Origin of the sequence: Mycobacterium sp. 4D054, from assembly GCF_052245755.1 — a bacterium.
Classification (GTDB): Bacteria; Actinomycetota; Actinomycetes; order Mycobacteriales; family Mycobacteriaceae; genus Mycobacterium.
In genome coordinates this window covers 1-21,890 of record NZ_JBQQCF010000034.1, presented here as the reverse complement: position 1 = coordinate 21,890, position 21,890 = coordinate 1, and the positions used below count along the sequence as shown (strand labels likewise).

Genomic DNA, 21,890 nt, shown 5'->3' with positions numbered 1-21,890 from the left:
GTTACGGGGCTTACTGAACCGACAATTTGCGGAATCACCGACGCGACAGAACCGGCGTTATCCAACCGTTGTGAAGGAGAGGCGATCCCGTCACAGAACGTAGCGGCGTCCCAGCGCGCACAAATCACCCTCACGCTGGCCAGACGCGACGGTACAGCACGGATGCCGCGTCACCGGCCCGGTGGTCACGGCAGCGGCGCGCGCCACGTCAGGACGGTCCCGCCCTCGGGGAAGGGTTGGACCGCGAAGCTACCCCCGGCGTCGCGGGCGCGCTGCGCGAGATTGGCCAGCCCGCTGCCGGTGACGTCGGCCCGAATTCCGCGGCCGTCGTCGCGGACGTCGATCACCAGATCGTCGTCGACGGTGATCGTCACCGCGACGACGGTGGATCCGGAGTGGCGAACAGCGTTGCTGACCGCTTCGCGCACGACAGCCTCGGCATGGTCTGCCGGCGCGGCATTCCCGACCGACAGCGGTCCGGCGGACTGCACCGACGTACGGATTCCCGAGCCCGGAAACGCCGACCGCCCCATCGAGTCGCTGGCGCAACCGGGGGATTGGTCGACGATCCGCCGTGCAGGTCGAAGATCGTCGTACGGATCTCCTCAATGACCTCCTGGAGGTCATCCACGGAATCCGAAAGCCGCTGCCGCACTCAGTTCCCGCATTCTGCGCTGAGCGCCGGTCGGCTGCCACACCAGTGCGGCCTGATCGGCGAACGCCGCCATCATGTCGAGTTCGTCGGACCGGAACGGTTGCGCGCCAACATCTCTGACGGCGATCAACACGCCAGGAACGGCGTCGACGGCCCGTAACGGGAGCACCAGCGCCGGTCCCGCCGCGCGAGGTCGGTCCCGGACAGCACTCGGTGCCGATGTCGCGCGTGGCCGCGATCCATTCCTGACGGGCGCGCGACTGCTCGTAGAGCCGGGCGTTCTCGATCGCAATGCTCGCCGCCGCCGCCAACGCCTGTACCAGCACCTCGTCGTCTTCGCTGAACGGCTCACCACCTATCTTGTCGGTCAGATACAGGTTGCCGAACACCTCGTCGCGGATGCGCACCGGGGCCCGAGGAAAGTATGCATCGGCGGATGGTTGGGCGGGAATCCCACAGAGGCCGCGTGCGCCGAGATATCTTCCAGCCGAATCAGTTAGGGGTCGTCGATCAGCACCCCGAGCACTCCCCGGCCTTCCGGCAGGTGCCCGATCAGCTGGGCGTCGACGAGATTGATCGCGGTGTGCACGATGGTGCGCAGCGTGTCGTCGAGTTCCAGGCCGCCAAGCCGGTCGCGGCCCCTGATGATCCGCTCTACCCGGTCCTGCACCTCGGTGAGCAGCTCACGCAACCTCAACTGGACAAAGTGCCCCGCAGCGCACCCACTCCACCGTCAGTGCACCACGGTGTCCGCCGTTCTGTGATGTGGTTGAGGACCATTGACCCTGGTCCTCGACGGGTGGGGCGCGCAGTGTGGACGTGAATCGAAGGGAGCCTGATGACTGCGACACGTGTGCACACCGCGGCGATCGTCGACGCACTGCAATTGGCGTGCCGGGCACCGTCTCTGCACAACAGTCAACCGTGGCGGTGGGTCGCCGGTGACCACGCAGTCGACCTGTTCGCCGACCCGGCGCGGCTGATCCGCGCCGCCGACGCCACCGGGCGTGAGGCGTTGATCAGCTGTGGGGCCGCGCTCGACCACTTCAGGGTCGCGATGGCCGCCGCCGGATGGGCCACCAGTGTGCAGCGCTTCCCCGACCCCGCAGATCCCCACCACCTGGCCCGGATCGAGTTCAGCTCGACCGCGGTCTCCGACGAGCAGAAGCGTCGCGCCGACGCGATTCTGCTGCGACGCAGTGACCGCCTTCCCATGGCGGCGCCTCCGGACTGGGAGCGGCTCATCGACGCCCTCACCGCCGCGACCCGGCATACCCCGGCCCGGCTGGACGCCGTCGCCGACGACGTTCGCAGCCCGCTGGCCGAGGCCTCGCACCTGGCCGAGGTGGTGCGCCTCTACGATGCCCGTTACCATGCCGAGATCGATTGGTGGACAGCGGAATTCAGCGCCTCCGAGGGGATTCCGCGCAGCGCCCTGATCGCGGCGACGGACAGCGATCGGGTACACGTCGGGCGCGCCTTCCCCGTCAGCGGTGCAGGAGAAAGCCACAGCCGGCCCGACGAGGACCGCGCGGGGATCCTCGTGCTGTCCACCGACGACGACTCCGCCGAGAGCGTATTGCGTTGCGGCGAAGCACTGTCGGCCGTGCTGCTCGAGGCCACGATATTGGGCCTGGCGACATGCACCGTCACACACATCACCGAGGTGCCCGAGGGGCGCGACGTGGTCGCCTCGTTGATCGGAAGCACCGCCAGTCCGCAGGCGCTGGTACGGGTCGGACTGACCCCGACAATGGATGCCGCGCCGCCGCCCACTCCCCGCCGGGCCGTTCGGGACGTGCTCGAAATCCGCGGAGGCGCATCATGACCGAGGCACAGCCCAGCCCCTACATCGTCGTCGGGATCGACGGCTCCCCGGCCGCCGTGGACGCCGCGCTGTGGGCGATCGACCAGGCCGTCGACCGCGATGTTCCCCTGCGGTTGGTGTACGTCATCGACACCCAGGACGGTGAGGTCGACCCGCACGACCAGTCCCGCCGCATCGCCACCGCGGACGTCTCCCTGCGCCACGCGCTGACCGCCGTGGAGGCTGCCCAGCGACCCGTCAAGATCGAGGTCGAGATTCTGCAGGGCAGGCCGGTTCCGACTCTGCTGGAGGCGGCTCGAACGGCGGCGATGTTGTGTGTCGGCGCTCGCGGACTCAGGCATTCGACCCAGGGCCGGATCGGGTCGACCGCGACGGCCCTGTCGGCGTCCGCCCACTGCCCGGTGGCGATCGTGCGCGCCCACCGGCCGCACCACCGTCAGGATCGCTTCGTGGTCATCGAACTCAACAACAGTGCCGCCAGTTCTGAGGTGATGCGGCGCGGTCTGGACGAAGCTCGCCGCCGGAAGGCGCCGGTGCGCGTGCTGACCCCGGCGCGACCCCACCCCGAGGCCAGAATCCACTGGGACCGCCGACTGGCCGAATGGCAGCGCGCCTATCCGGATGTGGAGATCGTGCCGGTCGGCGATCACGGCGACACCCTCGACTATCTCGCCGCGCACGGCGACACCGTCCAACTCGTGGTCGCGGCCCGAAACCGCCCCGGCGGCGTGGCGGCTCTGGTGGGACCTCCCGGCAATGCCGCCCTTCGCGACACGGATTGTTCGATACTGGTGTGCGAACCGCACAACGCTCTATGACCGGGCGCCGGCCCGTTGGGGGGATGACGTCGCGACATGGTGAGGGTTTTCCTGGTAGACGACCATGAAGTGGTACGGCGCGGGTTGATCGATCTGCTCGGGAGTGACCCCGAGCTCGACGTGATCGGAGAGGCCGGGTCGGTGGCCGAGGCGATGACCCGGATCCCGGCACTGCAGCCCGACGTGGCGGTCCTCGACGTCCGCCTGCCCGACGGCAACGGCATCGAGTTGTGTCGCGATCTGCTCTCCCGGCTTCCCGACCTGCGCTGCCTGATGCTGACCTCGTTCACGTCCGACGAAGCGATGCTCGACGCGATCCTGGCCGGCGCGAGCGGCTACGTCGTCAAGGACATCAAAGGCATGGAACTCGCCCAGGCCATCAAGGAGGTCGGAGCCGGCCGCTCCCTGCTGGACAATCGGGCTGCCGCGGCGCTGATGGCCCGGCTGCGCGGAGACAGCGACCCCTCCGACCCGCTCTCGGGTCTGACCGAGCAGGAGCGGGTGTTGCTCGACCTGCTCGGAGAGGGTCTGACGAACAAGCAGATCGCCGCTCGGATGTTCCTCGCCGAGAAGACGGTCAAGAACTACGTGTCGCGGCTGCTCGCGAAATTGGGCATGGAACGTCGCACCCAGGCCGCGGTGTTTGTCTCCAAACTCGAACGGCACCGCCACGCCGACGGCGGCTGACCACTCACCTCAGCGGCGAACCATCAAGGCGCGCAGCAATTTCACCCAATTCGCGGCGCGGCGTCGGCGGCAGCGGGTCGGCGTTCACCGGTGCCCACCCCACCCGAAGCAGCATCTGTGCGTATCCGTCGGCACCGAACACGTCGCGGCGCACGGCCTCCCGGGTGTCGGCGATCTCCAGCGGTTCGGTGATCGGGCAGCTCGCCAGTCCGAGGGCTGTCGCGCTCAGCAGCACGATGCTGGTCGCCTCCCCCGCGCGCAACCACGACAGCCGGTCGTCCTCGCGGGTGCCCAGGGCGAGCACCGCCGCGTTCTCCTCAGCGGCATCGACCTGCGGACTCTGCGGCAGCACGCCTCCGGCGAACGCGCGCAACGGAACCGGCCCCGTCCCGTCGGTGGTGGGAACGCTGTGGGCGGGCACCCCCGCCGTGGCGGCGTACCGGCCGCTCCAGGCGGCCAGCTCGGCGAGGTAACCCTGGTCGCTCGCGTGTGCGAACGCGGCGGCGTTCACCAGCCGTTTCAGGTTCACCAGATCATCGACCCGCCGCAGCATCACCCCGGCCCGGGCGGCGCGCGCGCCCATCAACGCGATATCCCCGCGCGGCACCGGCCATGAGCTGTAGTGCCGACGATCGGTGCGGCGACGCGGGATCGCGGCGGCCAGCGTCACATCGAGCTCGGCCGCCGGATAGCGGTGCAGAACCAGCGCGGCAAGATGATCGGGTTCGGCCGGGTTGGGGAACCGGTGCACCTTGGACTGCCAGCCGAGCGCGGCCAACGCCACCACACAGTGGTTGAGCGCCGCGCCGCAGCTGAGCATCAGGTCGCGGCCGTCGGGATCGGTGTGGGGCAGCAGCAGATCCGGGTTCGCGTACAGATGGATGGTGTGCTCACCGACACGCCACTGCCACGGTTGTGAGTTGTGCACCGAGGGGGCACGACTCGCCAACGACAGTGCCGACCGCAGGGTCTCGCCGCCCGGAAAATTGCTACTCATCGCTTCGTCTCCACCTCAGGAGTTGTCGTCTCCATCAAGGGTGCTTCGGAAGCGGTTCTCAGGGTGAGGGCACAAAGACCCTTTAAGGAGTGACTTACTTCAACCAGACCGCGGTGTCGGGTGCAAGCGTGCCGCCCACGTCAGGTTCGGAGGACAGCACCACCGTCGCCCCCGCGGGCAACCGCACGGTGGTGTCGCCGGTGTTGACCCAACACTGCGTGCCCCCGCGCTCGAACGCCGCGACGCCGGGCGCAACCTCGGTCCACGTGACGTCCCCGGCGTCGCGCCACAGCGCCGGGCGCAGCTGCAGGGCGGCGCGGTAGAGGTTCAGCGTCGACGCCGGATCGCGGTCCTGCGCCTGGACGCTGTGTTCGGCCCAGTGCTCGGGTTGCGGCAGCCACGTCTCGGTTTCCGGATGGGCGGCGAAGCCGTAGGGCGCCGAGGTTTCGGTCCACGGCAACGGAATTCGACAGCCGTCCCGACCCACATCGGTGAAGCCGGACTGCACCCAGGTGGGGTCCTGGCGCGCATCGGCGGGAAGCTCCTCGATCTCCTCGAGCGCGAGTTCCTCGCCTTGGTAGACGTACGCCGTACCGGGCAGCGCCAGCTGTACGAGCGCGGCGGCCCGGGCGCGCCGGCGCCCCAAGACGTGGTCGGCCGCCTCCCCGCCCCAACGTCCCCGCTCCCAGTCGGTGTCGATCAGATGTGCCGGCTGCGACCGGGAGAACCGCGTCACGGTGCGGGTGACATCGTGGTTGGACAGCACCCACGTCGGCGGTGCACCGACCGACGCGGCTGAGCGGATCGCATCGTCGATGACCTTGCGCATCAGCTCCGCTCGCCACGGGGTGCGCAGGAAGTCGAACTGGAATGCGGTGTGCAGTTCGTCGGCGCGCAGGTAACGGGCCAGCCGCTCATTGCTGGGCACCCACGCCTCGGCGATGAAGATCCGTTCCGGCGTGTAGCGGTCGGCCACCGCGCGCCAGCCCCGGTAGATCTCGTGCACCCCGTCCTGGTCCCACGCGGGGTGCCGGGACTGAGTGTGCAGCAACGCCTGCGGTTCATCGTCGGTGCTCACACCGTCGGGGAGACCGGCCTCTTTGACCAGACCGTGCGCGACGTCGATGCGGAAGCCGTCGACACCCCGGTCGAACCAGAACGCCAGGATGTCCTCGAACTCGGCGCGCACCTCGTCGTTGGCCCAGTTGAGATCCGGCTGGGCGGGCGCGAACAGGTGCAGGTACCTCTGACCTTTCAGGGGACCTTCCTCCACCCGGGTCCAGGCAGGCCCACCGAACACGCTCTGCCAGTTGTTCGGCGGTGACGCGCCGTCGGCGCCCCGGCCGGGCCCGAAGTGGTACCGCCGGCGCGCACGCGGGTCGCCGGCGAGGGCGGCCTGGAACCACGAGTGCCGGTCGGAGGTGTGGTTGGGCACGATGTCGAGGATCACGCGGACACCCAGATCGTGCGCCTCGACGATCAGCGCCTGAGCCTCGTCCAGCGTGCCGTAGTCGGGTTCGATGTCGCGGTAGTCGGCGACGTCGTAGCCGGCGTCGGCCATCGGTGACGGGTACCACGGGTTGATCCAGATCGCGTCGACGCCGAGCCGGGCCAGGTAGGGCAACCGTGCCCGCAGGCCCGCGATGTCGCCAATGCCGTCGCCGTTTCCGTCGGCGAAGCTGCGGATGTAGACCTGGTAGACGACGGCGGTCTGCCACCACGACTGTTCGGGGGCCACTGGGCGAACTCCTCCGGGCATGAGCGTACGTAAACGTTTTCTCGCCCAGATTCCCGTTTTCAAAGGAATTTGTCAATCAGAATTCCTCTTACGTAAATACTTACGTACGGTTATTCTGGTCACCCTATGATCCCCAGGCAGACCGTCAACATGACCGACGTGGCGCGCCGGTCCGGGGTGTCCATCGCCTCGGTCTCCCGCGCGCTGCGCGGCGAGGCCGGCGTCTCCCCCGCCACCCGCGACCGCATCCTCGCCGCGGCGCGGGACCTTTCCTACGTCGTGTCCCCGGAGGCCTCGCGCCTGTCGGGCGGACCCACCGGCCGCGTCGGGGTGATCGTCCCCCGGATCGACGCGTGGTTCTACTCGACGATCCTCGCGGGAATCGCCGATGAGTTCGACACCGTCGGTGTGGATCTGGTGCTGTGCACGGTGCCCGATTCGGGCGCGCGGCATCGCTTCTTCGAAGCGCTTCCGTTGCGTCGCAAGGTCGACGCGGCGATCGTGGTGTCGCTTCCCCTGTCCACCCGTGAGCACACCCGACTGGAGCAGCTCGCGGTGCCCACGGTGTTCGTCGGCGGACATCGCGCCAGGGATCACCGGCCGTGGATCGGCATCGACGACGAGCGCGCCGCACAGCAGGCCGTCGGCCACCTGGTGCGGATCGGCCATCGCGACATCGCGATGATCCAGGCCGCCGACGACACCGACATCCCATGGGCCACCGACCAGGCCCGCATCCGGGGGTTTCACTCGCGGCTGCACGAGGTCGGATTGACCGACCCGACCGTGGTGACGGTGAAGTGGAGCATCGACGGCGGGGCCCACGGCATGGAGACGCTGCTGAGCCAGGACCGCCTGCCCACTGCGGTCTTCTGCCACTCCGACGAGATCGCGCTTGGCGCGCTGCGCACCCTACGCCGCGCTGGAATCGCTGTGCCCCAGCAGATTTCGGTGATCGGGGTGGATGATCATCCCTCCGCCGACATCAGCGATCTGACGACGGTCGCGCAACCGGTGCGCGAGCAGGGCAGGCTCGCGGCACGCGCGGTGCTCGACCGACTCGACGACGGAGAGGCCGCCGAAACCATGTCTGCGGTGACCACATTGCCGACCAGGCTGGTCATCCGCGGATCCACCGCCCCGCCGCGCTGACACCGCTGCCCCACCGAGCCTGTGAGGTGTGACACACTCACATACGTACCGAATGTGCTGCCCGTGGCCCTCATCGGAGACCACAACTTCATAGACGAGGACGTGATGAAACGAAATCAGTTCGCCCGCGGGCGACGGCGTCGTGCGATCGCGCTGGCCACTGCGCCCCTGATCGCGGCGACGGTGCTGTCCGGCTGCGGCAGCGAGGGCGGTCCCCCGACGCTGACGTGGTACATCCTCCCCGACAACGGCGGCTCCGCGGCGCGCGCAGAGCAATGCGCGGAGGCCTCCGGCGGCGCCTACCAGGTGCGCATCGAATCGCTGCCGAGCACCGCGACCGCCCAGCGTGAACAGATGGTGCGCCGACTGGCCGCCGGTGATTCGTCGATCGATCTGGTGAGCATGGACGTGGTGTTCACGGCTGAATTCGCCAACGCCGGATTCCTGCGCCCGTACACCCCCGAGGAAGCGCAGCGGCTCACCGCGGGAATGCTGCCCGCCCCCATCGAGACCGGAATGTGGGAGGACACGCTCTACGGGGCGCCTTACAAGTCCAACGCCCAGTTGCTCTGGTACCGCAAGTCGGCCGCCGCCGCGGCCGGGGTGGATCCCGCCTCGCCGACGTTCACCTGGGACGAGATGCTCAAAGCAGCTGTGAGCCAACAGAAGAAAATCGCCGTCCAGGCCCAGCGCTACGAGGGCTACACGGTGTGGATCAACGCGCTGGTCCTCTCCGGCGGCGGCGAGTTGCTGCAGGACATGCAAGCCGGCCGCAACGCCAAACCGTCGCTGGACACCCCGCCCGGTTTGAAGGCCGCCGAGATCGTCGGCAACCTCGGCCGCTCCCCGGCCGCGCCCGCCGACCTGTCCAACGCGTCGGAGGAGCAGGCACGCGCGAACTTCCAGTCCGATGAGGGCATGTTCATGGTCAACTGGCCGTATGTGCTCGCCGCCGCGCGCAGCGCCGCCGAAGAAGGAACGCTGCCCCAGGCGGTGGTCGACGACATCGGCTGGGCCCGCTATCCGAGGGTGTCCCCCGACCGTGCGAGCGCGCCGCCGCTGGGCGGGGCGAACCTGGGCATCGGGGCCTACACCGAGCATCCCGAGCAGGCCGTCGCACTCGTCGAGTGCATCAACGCCGAGCCGAAGGCCACCCAGTACATGCTCGACGAAAGTGAGCCGTCGCCGTACGCCGCCTCGTACGACGATCCCCAGATCCGGGAGACCTACGAGAACGCCGACCTGATCCGAGAGTCCATCGGCGACGGCGGCCCCCGCCCGCCGACCCCGTTCTACACCGACATCTCGGGCGCGATCCAGCAGACCTGGCATCCGCCGGACGCAGTGAACGCCCAAACCCCGGAAAGGACAGACCAATTCATGGCTGACGTGCTGGCGGGGAGGCGGCTGCTGTGACCGCCCGGGCGAGCGAAGCGACGGGGGTGAGTGGCGCCGTGCAGAACGGGTCCATCCAGAAGGAACCAGGCACCCCCTCGGTCAGTGAGCGGGTCAAGGGCGAACGCCGCCTCGGCCTCTACCTGACGGCACCGTCGTATGTGGTGATGCTGCTCGTCACCGCCTATCCCCTCGGTTACGCGCTGGTCTTGTCGCTGTACAACTTCCGGCTCACCGATCCCGAGGGCCGCAGCTTCGTCGGGCTGAGCAACTACCTGGTGATCCTGACCGACCCCGTGTGGTGGAACGACTTCGTCACCACGCTGGCGATCACCGTGGTCACCGTGGCCATCGAGTTGGTGCTCGGGTTCTGGTTCGCGTTCGTGATGCTGCGCATCGTGCGGGGACGTGGTCCGTTGCGGACCGCGATCCTGATCCCGTACGGCATCGTCACCGTGGTGTCGGCGTTCATCTGGCGCTACGCGTTCGCCATCGACTCCGGCTTTGTCAACCAGTGGCTGAACCTGACCGATTTCGACTGGTTCGGCGACCGCTGGTCGGCCATCTTCGTGATCTGCCTCTCGGAGATCTGGAAGACCACGCCGTTCATCTCGCTGCTATTGCTGGCCGGGCTGGTACAGGTGCCCGAGGACATGCAGGAGGCCGCCAAGGTCGACGGCGCCACCGCATGGCAGCGGCTGTGGAAGGTCACGCTGCCGAACATGAAGGCTGCGATCATGGTGGCGCTGTTGTTCCGGACGCTGGACGCCTGGCGGATCTTCGACAACCCGTACGTGATGACCGCCGGCGCCAACAACACCGAGACCATCTCGTTTTTGGCCTATCGGCAGAACGTCACCCTGGTGAACCTCGGTATGGGATCGGCGGTCTCGGTGCTGTTGTTCCTGTCGGTGGTGGCCATCGCCTGGATATTCATCAAGGTCTTCAAGACCGACCTCTCGCAAGTCAGGGGTGACCAGTGACCAAGAACACCAAGTGGTGGACGATCGCCGGCATCGTCATCGTCATCTACAGCTTCGTGCCGATACTGTGGATGATCAGCCTGGCGTTCAAGCCGCCGTCCGACATCGTCTCCGGCAATCCGTCATTCCTGCCGAGCTCGATCACGTTCGACAACTTCGCCCAGATCTTCAGCCAGCCGCTGTTCACCCGGGCGCTGATCAACTCGATCGGGATCGCGGTAATCGCGACGATCATCTCGGTGGTCATCGCGATGTTCGCCGCCTATGCCATCGCCCGGCTGGAGTTCCCCGGCAAGAAGCTGCTCCTTTCACTGGCACTGGGTATCGCGATGTTCCCGCAGGCCGCGCTGGTGGGTCCGCTGTTCGACATGTGGCGCGGCCTGGGCATCTACGACACCTGGCTCGGCTTGATCATCCCGTACCTGACCTTCGCGCTACCGCTGTCGATCTGGACGATGTCGGCGTTCTTCCGTCAGATCCCCTGGGAGATGGAGCACGCCGCCCAGGTCGACGGCGCCACCCAGTGGCAGGCGTTCCGCAAGGTCATCGTCCCGCTGGCCGCACCGGGAGTGTTCACCACCGCGATTCTGACGTTCTTCTTCTGCTGGAACGACTTCCTGTTCACGATCTCGCTGACGTCCACCGACAGCGCCCGCACGGTTCCCGCCGCGCTCGCCTTCTTCCAGGGCGCGTCATACTTCGAATCCCCCGTCCCCTACATCATGGCCGCGTCGGTGATCGTGACGATCCCCGTCGTGATCCTGGTTCTCATCTTCCAGCGGCGCATCGTCGCCGGTCTCACCTCCGGAGCAGTGAAGGGATAGCCCCATGGCAGCAATCACCATGCGCAATATCGTCAAGAGGTACGGTGACGGGTATCCGGCGGTCAACGATGTGAGCCTCGACATCGCCGACGGTGAGTTCATGATCCTGGTGGGACCGTCGGGTTGCGGCAAGTCCACCCTGCTCAGGATGATCGTCGGCCTGGAGGACATCACGTCCGGGGACATGCTGATCGGTGACACACGCGTCAACGACAAGGCGCCCCGTGACCGCAACCTGGCCATGGTGTTCCAGAACTATGCGCTCTATCCGCATCTGACGGTGTTCGAGAACGTCGCATTCCCACTCCGGTTGGCGGGCAAGCTGTCCGACGAGGAGATCCGCAAACGGGTCAACGATGCGGCCGCGACGTTGGAGCTCGGTGAGCACCTCGACCGCAAACCCGCCAACCTGTCCGGCGGTCAGCGCCAGCGGGTGGCGATGGGACGCGCCATCGTGCGCGAGGCCGATGCGTTCCTGTTCGACGAGCCGTTGAGCAACCTCGACGCCAAGCTGCGCGGCCAGATGCGCACCGAGATCCTGCGGCTGCAGCGCAAACTGGGCGTCACCACCGTCTACGTCACGCACGATCAGACCGAGGCGATGACGCTCGGCGATCGCGTCGCGGTGTTGAAAAAAGGTGTCCTGCAACAGGTCGCCAGCCCTCGCGAGCTTTACGACCAGCCGGTGAACCTGTTCGTCGCGGGCTTCATCGGGTCCCCGCCGATGAACTTCGTCCCTGCGCGGGTGCAAGGCAACGAGATCGAGCTGCCTTTCGCGACGGTGCCGCTGCGCGACGAGTGGCGCGAGACGGTGGAGGACGGGAAGGTCTACATCGCGGGGATCCGGCCGGGGGCCTTCGAGGATGCGGAGTTCGTCGACGGCGACAAGGCCTCGCGCGGTGTCACTTTCGAGGTCGAGATCGACGTCACCGAATGGCTGGGCAACGAACAGTACGCGTTCGTGCCGTTCGACACGACAGCCGAGATCTCCGGTCAGCTGGCCGAGCTGGCCAGCGAGCTCGACAGCGAGCAGCTGCGCACGCAAATCTGCGTCGAACTCGACCCGCTGAGCCGGGTGCGCGCGGGGGACAAGGCCACCCTGTGGCTGGACTCCGCACGGCTGCATCTTTTCGACCCGCAGTCCGGCGACAACCTCACCAGGGTCAGCGAGTCCAGCGGCCGGCACGCGGCGGCAACCGGCTGAGCCGACAGCCGCCACGGCGATGGCCGCCCCCGAGTTGCGGCTGCGTGCCCCGCGGCCAGGACTGATCGCGCTGCCCTGGGAGCGTCCGCTCGCCGACTGGACGGCACCTGAGGTTCCGCTGCGCGAGATCGCGGTCGGGCCGAGCCGGCACCTGGTCAGGTTCGTCGAATGCGACGGCGAACTGTGGGCGCTCAAGGAGCTGCCGCCGCGTATCGCCGGGCGCGAGTACGGCGTGCTGAGCCGCCTCGAGGAGATGGGTCTCAACGCCGTGCGGCCGGCGGGCCTGGTGTTCCAGCCGGATTTCGACACCGCGATCCTGCTGACCCGCTACCTCACCGGCTCGTGGCAGTACCGCCGGCTGTTCATGCGGCTGCCACCGGATGCGCCCAAACACCGGGCGCGCCTGTTCGACGCGATGGCCACGCTGTTGGTGGAGTTGCACCGGCACGGGGTGTTCTGGGGCGACTGCTCGCTGGCGAACACGTTGTTCTCCCGCGACGGGCAGGTGTTGCAGGCATTCCTCGTCGACGCCGAAACCAGCGAGGTGCACCCGACCCTGTCCGACGGGCAGCGTGCCCACGACATCGACATCACCGTCGAGAATGTCGCCGCCGGCCTGCTGGACATGGCGGCAAGTCTCGAAAGACCGGAGCTACAGCCGGGTTTCATCCAGGAGGCCATCGAGATCCGGGAACGCTACGAGCAGCTGTGGGGATTGTTGAGCGCCGAGCCGACGTTCGGGTTTGCCGACCGCTACCGGGTCGAGGGCACGATTCGCAAACTCAACGAGGCGGGCTTCGCCGTCGACGAGGTGTCGCTGCAGCCCGTCAGTACCGGTGCCGACGAACTGCGCCTGCATGTCGCCGTCGGCGACCGCAACTTCCACGCCGACCAGTTGCGGCGGCTGACCGGACTGGACGTCGGCGAGGGGCAGGCGCGGATCCTGCTCGGCGACCTGCACGCCTACCAGGCGCAGTTGTGCCAGGAGGCCGGATACGACGTCGACGAGCGCACCGCCGCGCAGCTGTGGGTGATGGAGGTGGCCACTCCGATGATGCACCGGGCCCACTCGGCGATCGGGGGCACCGGAACCCCGATCCAGGCCTACTGCGATCTGCTGGAGGTCCGATGGCTGCTTTCCGAACGCGCCGGCCACGACGTCGGCACCGAACGCGCGCTGCACGCTTTGGCGCGCAAGGTCGTGCCGTCGGAGTCGGCCGCGCAGTTGATGGTGGTCGAAGAACCCACCGAACCGTTCTCGGTGCTCGAGGACGACGACTGACGGTCACGACACCTGGCGCAGCGCGACACTCCCGACCCCACGAATCCGCAGAAGCGGATGCAATGGCATCATTGACCCGCATACACGGATAGCTGACGCCTCGGGAGGGTTCATGCCGAACATCCGGATCCGGGATGCCGCCACTCTGCTGGGCGTCAGCGACGACACCGTGCGGCGCTGGATCGACAGCGGCAGCCTGCCCGCGGTCAAGGATGCCGCCGGCCGCAAAGCCGTCGACGGGAAGGCGCTCGCCGAGTTCGCGCGCGAGCACGCTTCTCCCCCGCCGGATCCGCTCGGCGTGGGTAGCTCGGCACGCAACCGGTTCGTCGGGCTGGTCACGAAGGTGACCGCCGATCAGGTGATGAGCGAAGTACAGATGCAGTGCGGCCCGTTCACGGTGGTGTCACTGATGAGCACCGAGTCCGCGCGCCAGCTCGGACTCGAGCCCGGCGTCGTGGCCGTCGCCGTGGTCAAGGCGACCACCGTCATCGTCGAGACGGCCGAGGTGCCATGAAAGCCGTTGCCGCCGTTGTGCTGTGCGGCCTGGCCGTGATGACGGCGGGGTGTGCCTGGCCGCACCACGACCCGCAAGCCACCCTGACGGTGTTCGCCGCCGCATCGCTGGAATCCACGTTCACCGAACTCGGGACACGGTTCGAACACGACCATCCCGCAACGGTGGTCACGTTCAATTTCGCGGGTTCGTCGGATCTCGTCGCTCAACTCGCCCAGGGCGCTCCGGGCGATGTGTTCGCGTCCGCCGACACCGCCAACATGACCAAGGCCGTCGAGGCGGGTCTGGTCGCGGGAGCGCCGGCGCAGTTCGCGTCGAACACGTTGACCATCGTGACCTCACCCGGAAATCCGCATCGGATCACCTCTTTCGCCGACCTCACCCGGCCGGGACTTCAGGTCGTGGTGTGTGCGCCCCAGGTGCCGTGCGGTGCGGCGACGCGGAAGGTGGAGGACGCCACCGATGTGACGCTGACTCCGGTGAGCGAGGAGTCCGCCGTCACCGACGTGCTCGGCAAGGTCACCTCCGGTCAGGCCGACGCCGGCCTGGTCTACGTCACCGACGCCGCCGCGGCCGGCGACGCGGTCACCGCCGTACCGTTCGCCGAAGCCGGCAGCGCCGTCAACACCTATCCCGTTGCGGTGCTGGCAGATTCGTCGAATCCCGAGGCTGCGCGGCAGTTCGTCGAGTTGATCACCGGGCCGCAGGGACGAGAGGTGCTGGCGGCGGCCGGCTTCGGGGCGCCATGACTGCGCGCCGCCGCCCGGGTGGTCGGATCGAGGTCGGGTTGCCGCGCTGGGTCATTGTCCCCGCAACGGTCGGTGCGCTGTTGGTCATCCTGCCGCTCGCGGCGGTGCTGCTCCGTATCGACTGGCCCAGATTCGTGCCGTTGATCACCTCCGACTCGTCGCGCGCCGCACTACTTCTCAGCCTGCAGACCGCGACCGCCAGCACCGCGGTGTGTGTGCTCGTGGGCGTGCCGATGGCGCTGGTGCTGGCCCGCGGCCGATTCCCCGGCCGGTCCGTGCTGCGGGCGCTGGTGCTGCTCCCCCTGGTGCTGCCCCCGGTGGTCGGCGGCATCGCGCTGTTGTACACCTTCGGCAGACAGGGGCTGCTCGGCCAGTATCTCGACATGATGGGGCTGCGCATCGCGTTCTCCACCACCGCGGTGGTGCTGGCCCAGTCGTTCGTGTCGTTGCCGTTCTTGGTGGTCAGCCTGGAAGGCGCGCTGCGCTCGGCGGGGTCGGACTACGAGCAGATCGCCGCCACCCTCGGCGCGCGGCCGGCCACCGTGCTGCGCACGGTCACGCTGCCGCTGGTGCTGCCCGGCCTGATGTCGGGCGCCGTGCTGGCCTTCGCCCGTTCTCTCGGGGAGTTCGGCGCGACGCTCACCTTCGCCGGGTCGCTGGAGGGGGTCACCAGGACGCTTCCGTTGGAGATCTATCTGCAACGCGAAACCGACGCCGATGCCGCCGTGGCGTTGTCGCTGCTGCTGATCGTTGTCGCCGCCGCGATCGTGATCGCGTCGGCCGGCCGCCGTTTGGCGGGGCCGTTGTGAGCCGGCTGCGGGTGCATGCCCGGCTGGATCAGCGCGGCATCGATCTGGCGATGTCCCTCGACGACGGCGAGGTGATGGCGGTGCTCGGGCCCAACGGCGCCGGGAAGTCCACGCTGCTGCACCTGATCGCCGGCCTGATCCGTCCCGACGCCGGGCGGATCGAGCTGGGCGCCGCGGTGGTCACCGACACCGCTACGGGGACGTTCGCGCCGGCACACGCCCGGCGCGTCGCGATGCTGAACCAGCAGGCGCTGCTCTTCCCGCACATGACCGCCGAACGCAACGTCGCCTACGCCCCGCGGTGCGCCGGGCAGTCCCGGAAGGCCGCAGCCAGCACGGCCCGCCGATGGTTGGACGCCGTCGGCGCCACCGAACTGGCCACCCGGCGGCCCGCGCAGCTCTCCGGCGGTCAGGCGCAGCGGGTCGCGCTGGCCCGCGCGCTGGCCGCCGAACCGCAGCTGCTGCTGCTCGACGAGCCGATGGCGGCCCTCGACGTCGCCGCTGCACCCGCGCTGCGCCGGCTGCTGCGCGAGGTACTGCGCGACACCGGCCGGACGGCGATCATCGTCACCCACGACCTGTTCGACGCGTTGGCCGTCGCCGACAGAGTCGCGGTGCTCGACAATGGCCGCCTCGTCGAGAGCGGGCCGGTGCGCGACGTGCTGGCCGCGCCGCGCAGCGACTTCGCCGCCCGGATCGCCGGGGTGAACCTCGTCGCCGGGACCGCCGCCGAGCCCGGTGTCCTGCGCACGCCGTGGAACACCGTGCTCCGCGGGACCGGTGACGTCGGTGCCGGCGCGGCCGCTGTCGCACTGTTCCGGCCCGATGCCGTGGCGGTGCATCTCGATCCTCCGCACGGCAGCCCGCGCAACGTGATCGAGGTGACGCTCGCCGAAGTCGATGTGCACGGCGCGGGGGTGCGTGTGCGTGGCGTCGATCAGCCCGACGGCGCGACCGGTCTGGCCGCCGACATCACTGTGGCCGCGGCGGCCGAACTGGATCTGGCGCCCGGGCAGACGGTGTACTTCGTGGTGAAGGCACGCGAGGTGCAATTGCACCCGGCGTTGGCGGGGTAGACCGCGGCACCGGGCGGGTATCAGGCTCGGGAACACCGACATCGACCAGGAGAAGCAATGCAGATGTGTCCAGGATCCGGCCGCGAACTGCCCGGCGATCCGCCGCCCGCGACCGCTGCGACGTGCCCGGAGTGCGGTCGCGAGACCCGAGTGGACCCTGAGGAGACCGACCAAGGACTGCGGTTCACCGTTGCGCCGCATGAGCAGGTAGGCCGGGACATCGGCTAAATTACTGGCGACGTCGGCCGGCGGCTGCACCGGCTGGACGTGAAGGCCGTGTTCGTGATCTAGGTGGTGAACTTGTCGGGCAGGTGGCGCGGGCCGGCGCAGGCACCCGAGAACACCCGCCGCGCCGATCTCGACGGCCTTCGGGGTCTGGCGATCGCTCTGGTCGCCGTGTTCCACGTCTGGTTCGGGCGGGTGTCCGGAGGCGTCGACGTCTTCCTGGTGCTTTCGGGCTATTTCTTCGGCGCGATGGTGTTGCGCCGCGCGCTGAAACCGGCGGCGTCGGCCGACCCGCTGCCCGTGGTGCGGCGCCTGGCACGCCGACTGCTGCCGGCGCTGGTCGTGGTACTCGGCGGCGCAGCATTGCTGACGGTGACACTTCAGCCGCAGACACGGTGGGAGTCCTTCGCCGACCAGAGCCTGGCCAGCCTCGGCTACTACCAGAACTGGTATCTGGCCGGAACCGCGTCGGACTACACCCGTGCAGGTGAAGCGGTCAGTCCGCTGCAGCACCTCTGGTCGATGTCCGTGCAGGGCCAGTTCTATCTGGCGTTGCTCGCAGTGGTGACGGTGCTGACGTGGCTGGTACGTCCGCTGGCCGCCCACCGGCGCAAGGGTGCGCTCGCCGTCGTGCTCGGCGCGTTGATCGTCGCGTCGTTCGTGTACGCGATCGTCGCGCAGGCTGAGAACCCCGCCGCGGCGTACTACGACAGCTTCGCGCGAGCCTGGGAGCTTCTGGCCGGCGTGATGGCCGCGCTGCTGCTGGCCGGGCTGCGGATGCCCATGTGGCTGCGCGCGGCCGCCGCCGCGACCGGGATCGGGTTGATCGTGTCCTGCGGCATCTGGCTCGACGGGGCCGCCCTGTTCCCCGGGCCGTGGGCGCTGGTGCCGGTCGCGGCGACCCTGCTGGTGATCGCCGCGGGGGCGGGCCGTCCGGCCGGCGTCGCGGCGCCGCTGCGGCTGCTCTCGACCCGTCCACTGATCTGGCTCGGCGCCGTGGCGTACTCGCTGTATCTCTGGCACTGGCCGCTGCTGATCTTCTGGCTGGTGCACACCGGGCGGCCGACCGCGGGCATCCTCGACGGGCTCGGCGTGCTGGCCGTGTCGCTGCTGCTGGCGTATGCGACCCATCGGTCCATCGAGAACCCGCTGCGCTACCCGGATGCCGGGCCGGCCGAGGCCCACCCGGTGCGGCAGGTGTGGGGCTGGGGGCGGCGTCCCACCGTCGCGCTCGGCTCGGCGGTGGCACTGCTGGCCGTGGCGCTGACCGTGACATCGTTCAGCTGGCGCGAGCACGTCGTCCTGCAGCGCGCCAATGGCCACGAACTCGCGCTGCTGCCCGAGCGGGACTACCCCGGAGCGCGGGCGCTGACCAGCCGGGTGCGGGTGCCGGAGCTTCCGATGCGCCCGACGGTCCTGGAGGCCAGGGACGACCTTCCCGAGACCACCCGCGACGGCTGTATCAGCGACTTCCTCACCCCCGACGTCATCAACTGCATCTACGGCGACCCGGACGCCGTCCGCACCATCGCACTGGCGGGGGGCTCGCACGCCGAGCACTGGGTCACCGCACTCGACATGCTGGGCCGGCGCCATGGCTTCCAGGTGGTCACCTATCTGAAGATGGGCTGTCCGCTCACCACGGAACTCGTACCGACGATCGCCATCTCGGACAACCCGTATCCGCAGTGTCACCTGTGGAACCAGGAGGTGATGAACAGACTCGTCACCGATCGACCGGATTACGTGTTCACCACCACCACCCGGCCGAACACCGACGGCCCGGGCGACATCGTGCCCGAGGGTTACCTCGGCATCTGGGACACGTTCGCCGCCAACGAGATCAGCATGCTCGGGATGCGCGACACCCCGTGGCTGATCCAGAACGGGCGCCTGTTCGACCCCGCGGATTGCCTGGCCCGCGGCGGCGACTCGGTCAGCTGCGGGGTGAAGCGGTCCTGGGCGCTCTCGGAAGTCAACCCGACGCTGGCCTACACCGCGCAGTATCCGCTGCTGAACCCGCTGGACCTCAGCGACGCCATCTGCGATGCCACGGACTGCCGGGCCAGCGAGGGAAATGTGCTGGTGTACCACGACTCTCACCACGTGTCCGCGACCTACATGCGCACGATGGCCGACGAACTGGGCGCTCAGATCGCCGCGGCCACCGGGTGGTGGTGACCGCGGCGACGATGGGCTAGGCGCCGTCTCGTCGACGGGGTTTGAGGAGTGAGGCGAGTTCTTCGCGGCTGTTGACGCCGGTCTTCGTCATCGCCTTGTAGATGTGGCCCTCGACGGTTCGGACGGAGAGCACCAGACGCTCGGCGATGTCGCGGTTGGACAGCCCGAGCCCCAGCAGAGCGATCACCTCACGTTCGCGGTCGGTCACCGGAAGATCTGAACCCGCCGCAAGCAATGCCGGGGTGCGCACTCCTCCGCCCTCTGTGGCCAGCGCTTCGGCGCGCGTCGCGCAGCCGAGGGCGGACCCGCGCAGACCCGCCCGCCGGTAGACGACCGTGGCATGCGCGGCCGCGTCCACCGCGGCGATGCGGTCACCCAGCTCCTCGAAAGCGTCGGAGACGGCCGCCAGCTCCCCCGCGTCTGCGGCCTCGAGCGCTGCGGCGAACCGGGCGGCCACCCGGACGCGGGGTCCCTCCACGATCGTGGTCAGCTCACTCAGCCGCGGGCCGCAGGACCTGTCACCGAACTGGGTCGCGAGTTGCCGGCATTCCACCTCCGCGGCGAACAGCTCGTCCGCGGCGGCGCTCTGTGCCGCACGCAGCAGGATGTCGATCGCCTCACTGACCGCGCCCTGCCCGGCCGCCACCCACGCACGCGCCGTCGCCGTCTCCTTGCTCAGCGACCGAAACGGACGGTGTTGACTTTGCAGCAACTCCAGAAGGGCTGCGGCTTCGGCGATTTCACCTGACGCCGCGAGTGCGGTCACGTACGGGATCCGGTAGCGGTAGGCCCACCCGGTGTCATGACCAGACGCCGACAGCAGTGTCGCGGCCCGGCCCAGCATCGACCGCGCGTCGGCCAGCCGGCCCGCCCCGAGCGCCGCCCGACCCGCGATGGCCGTTCCGAGGAGTTGGGCGGCGCCGGGAAGGTCGGCGGCCTGCCGGCGCTCCCGATCCGCGACCGCCTCGGCCGACCGGACCTGTCCGGCCAGCAGTAGCGCACCGACGTGCGCGTCGGCGATGTTGCACTGCAACTGAGGTGCATCGGAACTGCGTACGATCGCATAGCCCGCGGCGGCGACGGCTTCCGCCTCCGCCGTGCGCCCGGCGTCGCCGTAGATGTTGGCCAGCACCCACGCCACTTCCCCGCCGACCACGGGCGGCAGATCCTGCAACGTGAGGTCGCGGGCGGCGGCCAGTGCCTCTCCCGGGCGGTCGGTGGCGAAAGCATGCACCGCGCGAACCGCGTCGACGTTGCGCCGTGCCCGTGCGGACGTCAGATGTGCCGCGGCCGCGATGATCTCCTGTGCGCGTGCCGGCTGGGCGAGAGCCCACAACATGTTGCTGGCCCGGAAGAAGGTGTACCGCGCGAAATCGTCTTCGCTCAGCGCGGTGGTGTCGACCTCGGTGAGCACTTCTTCGGCCACCTCGCCGCGGCCCAGCCAGGACAGCGCGTGCGCCCGGATGAACTGCGCCTCTGACGTCGCACCGGCGCACATCGCGGCCTCGGCAAGCCGCTCGGCAAGCGGCAGATCGGCCAGGCACACCGCCCCCTGCGCCGCGCGACAGAGCAGATCGGCGTCGATGTCGAGATCGGACTCGACGGTCAGCGCCGCGCGGCGCACGAGTACACGAACGTCGTCGCGGTCGGCCCCGGCGGCCAGTTCGGCGGCCACGAGTCCGCGCAGCCGCCGCAGGCGGGTCGGTGCGGCGCGGTTTCGCCGCACCTCCCCGTAGAGCGGGTGGGCCACCCGGACCTCGGTCCGGGGGCCCGTCTGGTCCAGGCTGATCAACCCGAGAACGTCAGCCTCTTCAACCACCTCGGGGTCGGTGATCCGTTGCAGCGCAGCAAGTTCCAGAGGCTCGCCGACGGAGAGCACCTCGATCACCGTGGCGACCTCGGGCCGCAGCGACCCGATGCGGGACTCGATGAGCTCGACGAGGGTGGGCGGTACAGACGGTTCGCCGTTCCACCGCCAGTGGTCGTGCCGCTGCGCGAGCCGGCCCTGCGCCACCTCGTGCTCGACGATGTGGCGCAGATAGAGCACGTTGCCGCCGGTCAGTTGGTGCAGGCGGCTGACGGAGTCCGGGTCGACCGACCGGCCGAGACTCACCGCCAGCAGGGCCCCGGTGTCCTCCCGGGACAGCGGGCCGAGTTCGAGCCATTCGAAATCCCCGAGCTTCCACAGCTCGGCCAGTCCGCCGGGAACGGTTTCCCCCGACCGCAGGGTCACAACCAGCTTCCCGGTGCGCCGCTGGACTATTTGATGAAGCACGAAGATCGACATGTCGTCGAGCTGATGCGCATCGTCGACACCCACCACGACGGGTTGCGTTGCCGCAGTCAGCCGTTCGATCACCCCGCACACCGATTGCAGCGCATGGGTGTCCGCCGGGTCCGCCCAGGATGCCATCGCGCCCAGCGGAACGCCGCGGGCCGCCGAGGATCCGGCGATCCAACGCACGTCCTTCCCCCGTGTGGCCGCCTCATCCAGTGCCGCCGCGGCGATCCGACTCTTCCCGACCCCGGCGTGTCCGGAGATCACCACACCCGCGGTGTCGGGGCTCGACAGCGCCGCCTCGACGAGCCGCGTCTCCCGTCCGCGACCCACCAACGGCCACCCCAACCGCATGCCGACAGCCTAAACCTCGATCCACCGATGAATCGCCTGTTCGGAGGGTGTTGATGTAAGGAAAGTGCCCTTTGAGCTGGGATGATTGGAGTTACCACACTTCGATCAGCCCACGTTCAGAAAGGCACTTCCGGTGCAAGT

General features: G+C 68.8%; 18 protein-coding genes and 1 pseudogene. 15 read left to right on the top strand and 4 right to left on the bottom strand.

Translation table 11 applies throughout. From position 1 onward, the window contains the following. Positions 1–185 precede the first annotated feature (185 nt). Positions 186–1,435: pseudogene (locus tag ACTWP6_RS21580) on the bottom strand (GAF domain-containing sensor histidine kinase). 58 nt (positions 1,436–1,493) lie between these two features. On the opposite strand from ACTWP6_RS21580, the gene ACTWP6_RS21575 reads away from it, so the two are divergent. From ACTWP6_RS21575 to dosR, 3 genes are read left to right on the top strand one after another with little or no spacing between them, the layout of a single operon-like run. Continuing rightward, complete coding sequence (locus tag ACTWP6_RS21575; RefSeq protein WP_443188716.1) at positions 1,494–2,483, top strand: Acg family FMN-binding oxidoreductase; 990 nt, start codon at positions 1,494–1,496, stop codon at positions 2,481–2,483. Beyond that, the gene (locus ACTWP6_RS21570) at positions 2,480–3,301 is read left to right on the top strand and encodes a universal stress protein (protein WP_260751931.1); all 822 of its coding nucleotides are present in this window, start codon (positions 2,480–2,482) and stop codon (positions 3,299–3,301) included. The genes ACTWP6_RS21575 and ACTWP6_RS21570 overlap by 4 nt, the downstream gene beginning before the upstream one ends. Positions 3,302–3,337: 36 nt before the next feature. Continuing rightward, positions 3,338–3,988: a hypoxia response regulator transcription factor DosR/DevR gene (gene dosR / locus ACTWP6_RS21565; protein WP_260751929.1), complete on the top strand. Its 651-nt coding sequence runs from the start codon at positions 3,338–3,340 to the stop codon at positions 3,986–3,988. 4 nt (positions 3,989–3,992) lie between these two features. Here dosR and ACTWP6_RS21560 read toward each other — a convergent pair whose 3' ends face one another. Further along, entirely contained in the window at positions 3,993–4,985 is a 993-nt protein-coding gene (locus ACTWP6_RS21560; protein WP_443188715.1) for an Acg family FMN-binding oxidoreductase, read from the bottom strand. A gap of 94 nt (positions 4,986–5,079) precedes the next feature. Continuing rightward, on the bottom strand, positions 5,080–6,744 hold the full coding sequence (locus ACTWP6_RS21555; RefSeq protein WP_443188714.1) for a glycoside hydrolase family 13 protein: 1,665 nt from the start codon (positions 6,742–6,744) through the stop codon (positions 5,080–5,082). A gap of 105 nt (positions 6,745–6,849) precedes the next feature. Between ACTWP6_RS21555 and ACTWP6_RS21550 the strand changes: the two genes are divergently transcribed. From ACTWP6_RS21550 to ACTWP6_RS21495, 12 genes are all read left to right on the top strand, one after another. Further along, positions 6,850–7,875: a LacI family DNA-binding transcriptional regulator gene (locus tag ACTWP6_RS21550; protein ID WP_443188713.1), complete on the top strand. Its 1,026-nt coding sequence runs from the start codon at positions 6,850–6,852 to the stop codon at positions 7,873–7,875. Between the two features lie 63 nt (positions 7,876–7,938). Then, positions 7,939–9,291: an extracellular solute-binding protein gene (locus tag ACTWP6_RS21545; protein ID WP_260751914.1), complete on the top strand. Its 1,353-nt coding sequence runs from the start codon at positions 7,939–7,941 to the stop codon at positions 9,289–9,291. A 38-nt stretch (positions 9,292–9,329) separates the two neighbouring features. Continuing rightward, a complete protein-coding gene (locus tag ACTWP6_RS21540) occupies positions 9,330–10,253 on the top strand; it encodes a carbohydrate ABC transporter permease (protein WP_313901388.1) in 924 nt (307 codons plus the stop codon). Further along, a complete protein-coding gene (locus ACTWP6_RS21535; RefSeq protein ID WP_260751911.1) occupies positions 10,250–11,077 on the top strand; it encodes a carbohydrate ABC transporter permease in 828 nt (275 codons plus the stop codon). The genes ACTWP6_RS21540 and ACTWP6_RS21535 overlap by 4 nt, the downstream gene beginning before the upstream one ends. A gap of 4 nt (positions 11,078–11,081) precedes the next feature. Then, positions 11,082–12,281, top strand: a complete 1,200-nt coding sequence (locus ACTWP6_RS21530) for an ABC transporter ATP-binding protein (protein WP_260751908.1) — start codon at positions 11,082–11,084, stop codon at positions 12,279–12,281. Between the two features lie 19 nt (positions 12,282–12,300). After that, a complete protein-coding gene (locus ACTWP6_RS21525; RefSeq protein ID WP_260751906.1) occupies positions 12,301–13,563 on the top strand; it encodes a DUF4032 domain-containing protein in 1,263 nt (420 codons plus the stop codon). 112 nt (positions 13,564–13,675) lie between these two features. Then, complete coding sequence (locus ACTWP6_RS21520) at positions 13,676–14,077, top strand: TOBE domain-containing protein (RefSeq protein ID WP_260751905.1); 402 nt, start codon at positions 13,676–13,678, stop codon at positions 14,075–14,077. 38 nt (positions 14,078–14,115) lie between these two features. Next, positions 14,116–14,826, top strand: a complete 711-nt coding sequence (gene modA, locus ACTWP6_RS21515) for a molybdate ABC transporter substrate-binding protein (RefSeq protein ID WP_260758078.1) — start codon at positions 14,116–14,118, stop codon at positions 14,824–14,826. Continuing rightward, positions 14,823–15,635 carry an ABC transporter permease gene (locus ACTWP6_RS21510; protein WP_260751904.1) on the top strand — a complete coding sequence of 271 codons (813 nt, stop codon included), beginning with the start codon at positions 14,823–14,825 and terminating at the stop codon, positions 15,633–15,635. The genes modA and ACTWP6_RS21510 overlap by 4 nt, the downstream gene beginning before the upstream one ends. Continuing rightward, positions 15,632–16,711, top strand: a complete 1,080-nt coding sequence (locus ACTWP6_RS21505) for a sulfate/molybdate ABC transporter ATP-binding protein (RefSeq protein ID WP_260751903.1) — start codon at positions 15,632–15,634, stop codon at positions 16,709–16,711. Before ACTWP6_RS21510 ends, ACTWP6_RS21505 begins: the two co-directional genes overlap by 4 nt. 57 nt (positions 16,712–16,768) lie before the next feature. Next, positions 16,769–16,939: a hypothetical protein gene (locus ACTWP6_RS21500; RefSeq protein WP_443188712.1), complete on the top strand. Its 171-nt coding sequence runs from the start codon at positions 16,769–16,771 to the stop codon at positions 16,937–16,939. A gap of 63 nt (positions 16,940–17,002) precedes the next feature. Then, positions 17,003–19,117 carry an acyltransferase family protein gene (locus tag ACTWP6_RS21495; protein WP_443188711.1) on the top strand — a complete coding sequence of 705 codons (2,115 nt, stop codon included), beginning with the start codon at positions 17,003–17,005 and terminating at the stop codon, positions 19,115–19,117. A gap of 16 nt (positions 19,118–19,133) precedes the next feature. Here ACTWP6_RS21495 and ACTWP6_RS21490 read toward each other — a convergent pair whose 3' ends face one another. Next, positions 19,134–21,749: a LuxR C-terminal-related transcriptional regulator gene (locus tag ACTWP6_RS21490; protein ID WP_443188710.1), complete on the bottom strand. Its 2,616-nt coding sequence runs from the start codon at positions 21,747–21,749 to the stop codon at positions 19,134–19,136. Positions 21,750–21,890: the final 141 nt, after the last annotated feature.

Bases quoted from the DNA above. Each gene is read 5' to 3' on its own strand.
- dosR (WP_260751929.1), top strand. From the start codon at position 3,338: ATGGTGAGGGTTTTCCTGGTAGACGACCATGAAGTGGTACGGCGCGGG.
- modA (WP_260758078.1), top strand. From the start codon at position 14,116: ATGACGGCGGGGTGTGCCTGGCCGCACCACGACCCGCAAGCCACCCTG.
- ACTWP6_RS21490 (WP_443188710.1), bottom strand. From the start codon at position 21,749: ATGCGGTTGGGGTGGCCGTTGGTGGGTCGCGGACGGGAGACGCGGCTC.
- ACTWP6_RS21550 (WP_443188713.1), top strand. From the start codon at position 6,850: ATGATCCCCAGGCAGACCGTCAACATGACCGACGTGGCGCGCCGGTCC.
- ACTWP6_RS21560 (WP_443188715.1), bottom strand. From the start codon at position 4,985: ATGAGTAGCAATTTTCCGGGCGGCGAGACCCTGCGGTCGGCACTGTCG.
- ACTWP6_RS21525 (WP_260751906.1), top strand. From the start codon at position 12,301: ATGGCCGCCCCCGAGTTGCGGCTGCGTGCCCCGCGGCCAGGACTGATC.
- ACTWP6_RS21510 (WP_260751904.1), top strand. From the start codon at position 14,823: ATGACTGCGCGCCGCCGCCCGGGTGGTCGGATCGAGGTCGGGTTGCCG.
- ACTWP6_RS21530 (WP_260751908.1), top strand. From the start codon at position 11,082: ATGGCAGCAATCACCATGCGCAATATCGTCAAGAGGTACGGTGACGGG.
- ACTWP6_RS21570 (WP_260751931.1), top strand. From the start codon at position 2,480: ATGACCGAGGCACAGCCCAGCCCCTACATCGTCGTCGGGATCGACGGC.
- ACTWP6_RS21500 (WP_443188712.1), top strand. From the start codon at position 16,769: ATGCAGATGTGTCCAGGATCCGGCCGCGAACTGCCCGGCGATCCGCCG.
- ACTWP6_RS21520 (WP_260751905.1), top strand. From the start codon at position 13,676: ATGCCGAACATCCGGATCCGGGATGCCGCCACTCTGCTGGGCGTCAGC.
- ACTWP6_RS21575 (WP_443188716.1), top strand. From the start codon at position 1,494: ATGACTGCGACACGTGTGCACACCGCGGCGATCGTCGACGCACTGCAA.
- ACTWP6_RS21555 (WP_443188714.1), bottom strand. From the start codon at position 6,744: ATGCCCGGAGGAGTTCGCCCAGTGGCCCCCGAACAGTCGTGGTGGCAG.